Raw genomic sequence first — 8,949 nt, 5'->3', positions numbered from 1 at the left:
CCCAGTATGTAAGACCCCTTGTAGACGACGAGGTAGATAGGTTCGAGGTGGAAGCGCGGCAACGTGTGGAGCTGACGAATACTAATCGGTCGAGGGCTTAACCAAAAGGTCCCCACAAAGTGACGTGAAGCTGACGAAGCATAATCCGATTACTTTGCGGGGACCCCGGAAGGTCAACACCTAAAGGGCACAACAAACTCACACTTTACGCAAGTTTCGTATCTAGTTTTCAGGGAATAAACAACCTCCTATATGGCGGTCGTGGCGAAGGGGTTAACGCACTGGATTGTGGCTCCAGCACTCGTGGGTTCAAGTCCCATCGATCGCCCTTTTCCATGTTGGGGATTAGCCAAGCGGTAAGGCAACGGACTTTGACTCCGTCATGCCTAGGTTCGAATCCTAGATCCCCAGTTTTAATTTCATACGCGGTCGTGGTGGAACGGCAGACACACCATCTTGAGGGGGTGGCGCTCACAAGGCGTGAGGGTTCAAATCCCTCCGACCGCATATTTGGAAAATCCCGTTTTCACGGGATTTTTTTCGTTTTGACAAACAAGCTGTGGGTAATTCCGTTTTTTACGTTGGGCTTGATTGCGACCATGAGCGGTTTTACCTTTGAATTTGTAGATACCACAGGCAAACAGGGTACGCCGACGACTGGTAGTGACGAACCTCACGGAACAAAGCGCCGGATTGCCCGGCAAACCCGTGCTGTCCGGTGATAGCGGGTATGTTGCGGGGAATCTTAACAGCACCGCGTTAATACTACGTAAAAAGCCTTGATGATCAAGGCTTTTTGCTTTTTTTGCGGTCGCGATTGCAGATGGCTTTTAAAAAAGAAGAATTCTGAAGAATGATGTCGAAACTATATGATATAGTAAATGTTGGATGGATTCTTTTGAAAGGATGGAGAGTGCTATGGCCGATAATCCTTTACCAATCAGCTCCCTCTATTTTCTCATTGCCGTGTCCGGTTTATGCGTCATTTTAACGTATTGGTTGCATGCGAGAAAAGCGAGACTTTCGAAAGAATATCAAGATTTGTTTCTATCGTTGCATAATAATGATTTGACGGCTATTTTTTCATTTGATGCGGAAGGACGCATTACCCAAGCTAACGCAGCGGGATTGTCTGTGTTCGGATATGCTTTTGCAGAAATTGAAAATACCGATATAACGGATCTGTTCCGGTCCGACGCTGCCTTCCACTCGCGTTTAAAAGATATGGTTGCAAATCCGCGGCAGTATGCGGAAACAAGCAAGCGGCCGGTTCCCGCGGCGTGTACTTGCAAGGACGGCAGGGTCATTTATTTGGACGTATCCGTCGTTTCCCGACTGCATAGAGGGGTACATAAGGGAGGCTTTCTTCTCGCGCAAAATGTGACCGAGCAGAAAGTATCCGAGCGGTGGAAACACGAACAGGCTCAAATACTGGAGACGATCGTTCAAGGAAAATGCATGAATGAGATCATGCACAGCATTGTATCGATCATCGAAAAGAATCATCCGAACCGGATTTGTTCGATTTTGCTCGTGGACGAGGAGTCAAATACGCTGCATACGGCGGCGGCACCATCTCTTCCGGAGGCGTATACCGCTTTTATTAACGGAAGCAGCATCGCTGCTGATGTGGGCTCTTGCGGCAGGGCCGCATGCTTAGGGATAACGGTTATCGTAGAGGATATCGCATCGGATCCCCTATGGGTCGGCTACAGGGAAATTGCGCTGGAGCACGGCCTCCACTCCTGCTGGTCTACGCCTATTTTTTCGCGCAGCGGCAAAGTGGTGGGCACATTCGCGATGTATGCCGGAGCAGTGACCAGTCCGGAGCTGCACCATGTCGAGAGTTTGGAGGGCTATTCCAGACTTGTAGGCATGGCGATAGACCATAAGCGGTCGGAAGACAAGCTCCGGGAAAGCGAATACAGGCATCAGTTGATCGCGGACAATATGTCTGACTTCATTTGCCTGCGCGATATTACGGGAAAGGTTACTTATTTGTCCCCATCCTATCAAAAATTTATCAAGGATCAGGACTTTTCTTGGGAAGCTCTGGTTCATGAAGAGGATTCGTCTTTTATCAAGGAACATTTTCATAGAAGCGTCCGGGAACGCAAGCCTCTTTCGCTGGAATCAAGAATTTGGAATATTCGCGAGAATAGCTACGTTTGGTTCGAGACCCGAATAAATCCCATTATGAATGCGGAAGGCGAGATCGAGCATGTGATGCTCATTTCCAGAGACGTTACTACCAATAAAAATTATGCCGATTCCCTGGAGAAGATGGCTTATTTCGATTCGCTAACGGGATTGCCCAACAGGCGGTTTATGACCGAGCAGGTGGCTGAGCAAATAAAGCGCGTTAAAGACCGGAAAGAGTCGTTTGCTTTGCTCTATTTGGACTGCGATCGCTTCAAAAATTTGAACGAATCGCTAGGTTATGAGGCTGGAGATTATTTTTTGCAGATGATGGGGGCCCGGCTTAAAGAATGTATGCTGGAGCAGGACACCGTTGCTCGCGTAGGGGGCGATAGTTTTATGCTGCTTCTGTCGGGCCTTCATGCGGAGGAGGAGGCTTTGCAGGTAGCCGACCGGCTGCTGAATGCCTTGCGGAAGCCTTGGGAAATTAACGGGGAGGTGTTTTACTTAACCTCCAGCATCGGTTTGGTTTATTACACGGGGCAAAGCGAGTCGGAAATGATGCAGCAGGCGGAGGTTGCCGGTTACAGCGTCAAGCGCTCTGGCAAAAACAATTTTAGAATTTATCAGCCATTTGCCGAAAGAACGGCGTCGTACAACTCGTTTTTGCTGGAAAAAAATCTTGCCGGCGCGTTGGGCCGGGGCGAGTTCGAAGTTTGGTACCAGGCCCAGGTGAACAACCAAACGGGGGAGATCGTCGGAGCAGAGGCGCTGCTGCGCTGGAACCATCCTCAGTGGGGGCTTATCTATCCCGGCGAATTCATACAATTGGCGGAAGATACGGGCCAAATCGTAGAGATCGGGTTATGGGTTTTGAAGTCGGCCTGCCTGCAAATGGTGGAATGGCAATCCAAAGGGCTGCCGAGGATGCATATTTGCGTCAATATTTCTCCGCGGCAGCTTCATGAGCCTGGATTTATTTCCGCGGTCCGGAGAGTGCTGGTGCAAACCGGGCTGGACCCCGGGCTTTTGTATCTGGAAATTACGGAAGGCATGCTGCTGCGGGACGATCCCGGAACGCTTGAGCTGCTGAATCAATTGTGCCAAACCGGCCTTCATCTATCGGTTGACGATTTTGGGACAGGTTATTCATCTTTGTCTTACATTAAAAGCTACCCGATTGATCTCATAAAAATCGACCGCTCTTTCATCCGGGATATTCCTCACGATTCCGATGATATCGCCATTATTAAAGCGATTATCGACATGTCGAAATCGATGGAAATTTCCGTGCTGGCGGAAGGGACGGAGAGCAGGGAGCAGGTTGAATGCTTGCGCGAGCTCGGCTGCGAAGTCGTGCAGGGCTATTTGTACGCCAAGCCGATGAACGCGGAAATTTTCCGGCATAAATACGCGGAAATAGCCGATTATGCCAGAGATATGGGAAAAAGCACCTTCTAACGGCGGTTAGAAAGGTGCTTTTTTTGCGTTGTGCCGGCTCTTATCTGGCGGCAACGGTTTCTATATCTTTGACGCCTTGATAGATCAGGTTGAACAGATCCTCGATTTGAGATTCGTCGATGCAGGAGAATGCGACGCGAAGGTCCGTTTCTCCGAGTGCGATCGTGCCAACGCCGTATTGCTCAATCAGGTGAGGGCGCAGCACTTTCGCATCGACGGTTTTCAAGTTCAGGCACATGAAGTAGCCGGAATTGAACGGATAGTAGCTCCATGCATCATCGAATTTGCCGCTGTCGAGGACGGCTTTGGTGCGGTTGGCGCGGCCTTTCATAATTTCGAATTTTTCCTGTTTTTGCTCGTTGAACTCAGGCGAATTCAAGGCGTGCAGCACGAACGTTTGCGACGGGTGCGGTCCGCTGGAAATCGTGGCGCGGATAATGCCCATCGTTTTTTGTTCCAGAGCGGCGAGAAGCGCATCGCTGCCGCCGGCGTAAGTGATGAAGCCTACGCGGAAGCCCCAGACGTATTCTTCTTTCGTCGCGCCGTCCACTTTGACCGCCAATACGCGCGGATGAAGACCGGCCAACTGTCCGAAGAGGGACTCGTGCAAGGAACCTTCGAAGAAAAGGCCGAAGTAAGCGTCGTCCGTCAACGCTACGACGTTAATGCCCGCCTCTGCGGCTTCGCGGATCGCTGCGGCGATTTCCCGGCCTTCCTGCGCATCAGGCGTGTACCCGGTCGGATTGTTCGGGAAGTTCAGAACGACGATGGCTTTGCCTTTCGACTGTTGAGCCAACAAAGCGTCGCGCAGTCCCGCTGCGTTAAACCGGTTGTGCTCGTTATAGAGCGGGAAATTGACGATTGTCGCTCCGCGGCGGATTTCGAAAGTCAATTCGTAATTATCCCAGTTTTTGTCGGGAATGATAACGACATCGCCCGCGTCCGCGAACAAATCGGCCGCGATGCTGAGCCCATGGGTAAGAGCGTTGGTGACGATCGGATTGCCGATCCGTTTGTCCGCGATGCTCGGATTTTCCTCGAGCATTTTTTTGCGCCAAGCGGCGCGCAGCTCCGGTTTGCCGGCAGGAGGAGCGTATTCATATATATCTTTTGGCGCGTAAGTGGAGAGGGTGTCTTGGATGACCTTCAAGTGCATAGGCTGTCCATTTTCAATGGCGATACCGATAGTAGCATTGTATTTCTTGGCTTTCGCCTTGGCTTCAGCGGATTGGCTGAGAATGCCTTCCTTCGGAAAGTAAATGGATTTGCCTAATGCCGAAAGCATGTCGTACACGTGAGAATTTTCACGTTCCAAGGTCTCGTTTAACTGTCGTGCCAGAGGATTCATAGGTTAGGGTCATTCCTTCCAATGAGCTTTTCATTTTTAGGAATTATTATATCATCTTCGAAAGGGAACGTCACGGCGTACGCCCATTTTTTTTGTTCAGAAAGTTTTCCAGCCGTTCTTTCACATCGGGCCACTCCCGATCAATGATGCTGAACATGACCGTATCGCGGATGTAACCGTCGTGCAGCACCCGATGCTGCCGCAAAACGCCTTCTTTGTGCGCGCCGAGCCTTGCTATGGCGGTCTGCGAACGAAGATTGCGAAGATCGGTCTTGATTTGCACCCGTACGGTGCCCAGCGCCTCAAAGCAGTGGCGGAGCAGCAAAAACTTGCATTCCGTATTTACGCGCGTCCGCCATACGCCGGGATGGTACCAGGTGTGGCCGATTTCCAGATGGCGGTGGGGCACGGAAATGTCAAACAGCCGCGTGCTGCCGACGAGCTTGTTCGTATCTTTATCAAAAACGCTGAAGGGAAGGCCGAGGCCCGCCTCCTGCTCTTGCAAGGCATGCTTGACGAAGCGCTGCAAACCGGCCGGCTCGAGCAGCGGTTCCATATAAGTCCAGATGGCCGGATCGCCCGCCGCTTCCGCGAGACCTGACAGGTGCGACAGTTCCAAAGGAAGGAGGATGACGCGCTCTCCTTCCAGGGTAAGAGGGGTGAGATTCATTTCATGTTCTCCTTGTCATTTGCGTTGGATTCGTTTGTAATAGAATAACGGACATATGGGTTCGTCAAAAGATCCATTTTATGCGATTTTTTATGTACCACTTTTCAGATAAAAGACAGGAGGGGCCGTATGGACTTTCATCTTCCTTTTGGTTCGTACCGGGACATGTACCCGAGTAAATATTTGGCTCTGTACCATGCTTTGCATGACGCGATCGTGCGGGGGGCGCTGGAACGGGATTCGAAGCTGCCGTCGACCAGGGAGCTTGCCGCCATGTACCGGATTTCGCGCGGGACGGTCAATCAGGTGTACGATATGCTGATTGCCGAAGGCTATTTGGAGGCGAAGGTCGGCAAAGGCACGTTTGTCGTCTACCAGGGCGGCACGGGCGAGCGCAAACCATCCCCTGGCAAGCCGCTGGAGCTATCGGGTTGGGCCAAGCGGCTCGAAACGGACGATGGGTGGCCCGGCGATCCGGCGGAAGACGGGCAAACGGGGGAAGTCGAGAGGGGGCGGAGCATCTCGTTTCAGTTCGGACAGGCGTCGCGCGCTTATTTTCCGCGGGAGCAGTGGAACCGCTGCGTGTATGAGCAGGTGCGGCGGATGACGGAATCGCCGCACGAGGAAGAGTATGCCGCGGAGGGGCATCGTGCGCTCCGCGAAGCGATCGCCCGGCACCTGCGGCGATCGCGGGGGATCGATGCGCCCGCGNTGTATGAGCAGGTGCGGCGGATGACGGAATCGCCGCACGAGGAAGAGTATGCCGCGGAGGGGCATCGTGCGCTCCGCGAAGCGATCGCCCGGCACCTGCGGCGATCGCGGGGGATCGATGCGCCCGCGGAGCGCATCGTGATCGTGAACGGGTCGATGCAGGCGATCGCGCTGCTGACCCAGCTGCTCGTGGAGCCGGGCGATCCGGTCATCGTCGAGCGCCCGGGCTATTCCGGCGCCGTCCGCGCCGTGACGGCGGCCGGAGGCGTGCCCGTCCCGGCCGAGGTGGACGGGCAAGGGCTTGTGCCGCAGCCGTGGGACGCGAGGCTGCTGTTCGTCACGCCCAGCCGCCAGTTCCCGACGGGGGCTGTGCTGGGCCTTGAGCGCCGCCGGCAGCTGCTGCGGTGGGCGGCGGAGCAGGGCGCTGTCATCGTCGAAGACGACTATGACAGCGAATTCAGGCACCGCGGGCGGCCGATCGAGCCGCTCAAGGTGCTGGACCAGGAGGGCCGGGTGGTCTACATCGGCACCTTTTCCAAAACGATGCTGCAGAATCTGCGCATCGGTTACGCCGTGCTGCCGGAGGCGCTGCACGCCGCTTTTGCCGCCGCGAAGCGGCTGTTCGAGCCGCACCCTTCGGGGCTGCTCGAACAAAGATCGCTCGCCGCCTTCATGGCGAGCGGCGGGTACGAGCGTCACCTGCGCCGCATGCGGCGGGTGTACGCGGGCCAGTTCCTGCAGCTGCAGGCGCTGCTGCAGGAGCAGCTCTCCACCCCCTTCGAGTGGGTGGAGAGCGATGCGGGGCTGCATCTGTTCGGCTGGTGGCGGGGGGACCCCCGCGCCTATGCCCGCTATGCAGCCGAGTGCCGCCGCGCCGGCGTGTCGTGGAGCGACGCCGGCCGCTATGGGCTGCCCCCGGGGCGCGCGGGGGCATGCCTCGGATTCGCGCATCTCTCCGCGGAGGAGATGCGCCTTGGGGTGGAGCGGATGCGGCAGGTCTGGGCAGAAAGTTATATTAATTTTTAAATGATTTTGTCAAATTATGTCGGCATTTATGCCGGCATTCATGTATAATTTATTTCATACGATTTCAAAGATTTGCTAGTTTAGGAGAGTGGACAATGAGGATGAAAATGTTGTACCGCACGGCTCTTTTGGCTTCTTTGCTGGGGGCGCTGTTCATGCTGATGCCCGTGGCCGGCTTTGCCCGCTTGCCGGGCGCGGGGGACATTGCTCAGCATTTAACAGAAGTATCTCCCGGCGCCAGAATCCAGTATGGGGATTACAACTGGAAGTTGACCGACCCGGCCAGCGGGGAGCTGCTTTTGAGCGAGGTCAGCAGTTCAAGGCAGCGCGTGTGGGGAAGCCGGGCTTTGTTTAACCCCGGCACAGCCGGCTCCGTTGCGGAATACTTGAATACCGATTTTTACAACAACTTGTTCACTTATTCCGGTACGCCCGAACAGCTTGCCTGGATTCAAAATTACAACTGGCCGACGACCGATAACAATCCGAACATGACCGTGCAAGCGAAAGTCGGGCTTTTGTCCAAAGACCGCTTTTTGGCGATCAAAGATTCACTCCTTGGCGGAGAAGTTTCGGAAACTTTTCCGTACAGGGGCAATTGGTATTTGATGACTTCCTCCGTTACGGGAAGCGTCTACTATGTGAGTCCGTATAAAAGTTTGCTGGAGACGTCGGCTCTGAACGAGGCGATGATCGTCCGCCCGGTTATTCATGTGAATCCGGATTTATTTGCGCTTTCGGACGGTGACGGAGGTTACAAGCTTGCGGCTTCCATTCCCATGCCCGAACATTTGAGCGATGCGCGCCGCGGCGCCATCGTCAAATTTGCCGATAAGGACTGGATTGTAACCGACCCTCTAAGGGGCGAGCTGCTCTTGAAAGACAGCTTGGGCGCAATGCCCTGGGAAAGGCAATCAGGCGGCGGCGGTATTTATCAATGGGAGCAAGCGGGCGATCTTCTGGAATTTAAACAAAGCGTGCCGGGAACGGTCGCTTATTATGTAAACCACGATTTCTACGAAAGTTTGGGGGCTAACAAAAAGTGGATCGTTCCCTACGAGTTTGACAATACCCCGTTGAAATACGAGGGGGGCGACAATCCTTACGCGGAGTACGATTCGAACTACGAATCCCATAGTGTGACGGCGAACGTAGGCCTTTTATCTTTTGGCAAGTATGAGGAATTACGGGATGATGGCGTTAGGCTGTACTACGGCACAGAGAACAAACCTTGGTGGATGATGAATCCTATTCATGGAAGCTCCTACGTGTATTGGTACATAGCAGGCGTATACGACGGCATGGAGCGCATTTACTTTTATCCGATGGATCACGACGTGCGGCCTGTCATTCATTTGAAAGAAGGGTTTACGGTGCTTTCGGGAATGGGTTCGGAGGCCGAGCCTTATCTGATTATGGAACCGGCAGGGGATACGAACGGGGACAATCGGCTTGGCATCGAAGACATTCTTGCCATGATTTTAAAATACGGCGGGTCGCTGAGCCAGGCACAAATAAAAAGCTTGCTTGAAAAAATAGCTCCGATCTATGTGTCCGGTTCCTAACGATTCCGGCTGCATATATTGGTTTCAGC

The 8,949-nt window shown here is 53.7% G+C and carries 5 protein-coding genes, 3 tRNA genes and 1 rRNA gene; 7 read left to right on the top strand and 2 right to left on the bottom strand.

Annotated elements, in window-relative coordinates:
* The 5 genes from AC6RNO_RS18355 to AC6RNO_RS18335 all read left to right on the top strand — a co-directional run.
* A 23S ribosomal RNA gene (locus AC6RNO_RS18355) occupies positions 1 to 105 on the top strand; the annotation flags it as partial.
* A gap of 150 nt (positions 106 to 255) precedes the next feature.
* A tRNA-His gene (locus AC6RNO_RS18350) sits at positions 256 to 328 on the top strand.
* Positions 329 to 339: 11 nt separating this feature from the next.
* A tRNA-Gln gene (locus AC6RNO_RS18345) sits at positions 340 to 411 on the top strand.
* A gap of 14 nt (positions 412 to 425) precedes the next feature.
* Positions 426 to 507, top strand: a tRNA-Leu gene (locus tag AC6RNO_RS18340).
* 411 nt (positions 508 to 918) lie between these two features.
* Complete coding sequence (locus AC6RNO_RS18335; RefSeq protein WP_497106291.1) at positions 919 to 3,600, top strand: EAL domain-containing protein; 2,682 nt, start codon at positions 919 to 921, stop codon at positions 3,598 to 3,600.
* A gap of 40 nt (positions 3,601 to 3,640) precedes the next feature.
* Here AC6RNO_RS18335 and AC6RNO_RS18330 read toward each other — a convergent pair whose 3' ends face one another.
* Complete coding sequence (locus tag AC6RNO_RS18330; protein ID WP_497106290.1) at positions 3,641 to 4,948, bottom strand: aminotransferase class I/II-fold pyridoxal phosphate-dependent enzyme; 1,308 nt, start codon at positions 4,946 to 4,948, stop codon at positions 3,641 to 3,643.
* Positions 4,949 to 5,018: 70 nt separating this feature from the next.
* A complete protein-coding gene (locus AC6RNO_RS18325) occupies positions 5,019 to 5,618 on the bottom strand; it encodes a GNAT family N-acetyltransferase (protein ID WP_474680658.1) in 600 nt (199 codons plus the stop codon).
* A gap of 129 nt (positions 5,619 to 5,747) precedes the next feature.
* On the opposite strand from AC6RNO_RS18325, the gene AC6RNO_RS18320 reads away from it, so the two are divergent.
* Together AC6RNO_RS18320 and AC6RNO_RS18315 are read left to right on the top strand one after the other, a co-directional pair.
* Entirely contained in the window at positions 5,748 to 7,355 is a 1,608-nt protein-coding gene (locus AC6RNO_RS18320) for an aminotransferase class I/II-fold pyridoxal phosphate-dependent enzyme (RefSeq protein ID WP_497106289.1), read from the top strand.
* Positions 7,356 to 7,450: 95 nt separating this feature from the next.
* A complete protein-coding gene (locus AC6RNO_RS18315) occupies positions 7,451 to 8,920 on the top strand; it encodes a hypothetical protein (RefSeq protein WP_497106288.1) in 1,470 nt (489 codons plus the stop codon).
* The last annotated feature ends 29 nt before the right edge of the window (positions 8,921 to 8,949 follow it).

Source organism: Paenibacillus sp. sgz302190 (genome assembly GCF_059820445.1).
The sequence above is the reverse complement of the archived record's forward strand: the minus strand, read 5'-3'. Positions and strand labels throughout refer to the sequence as shown.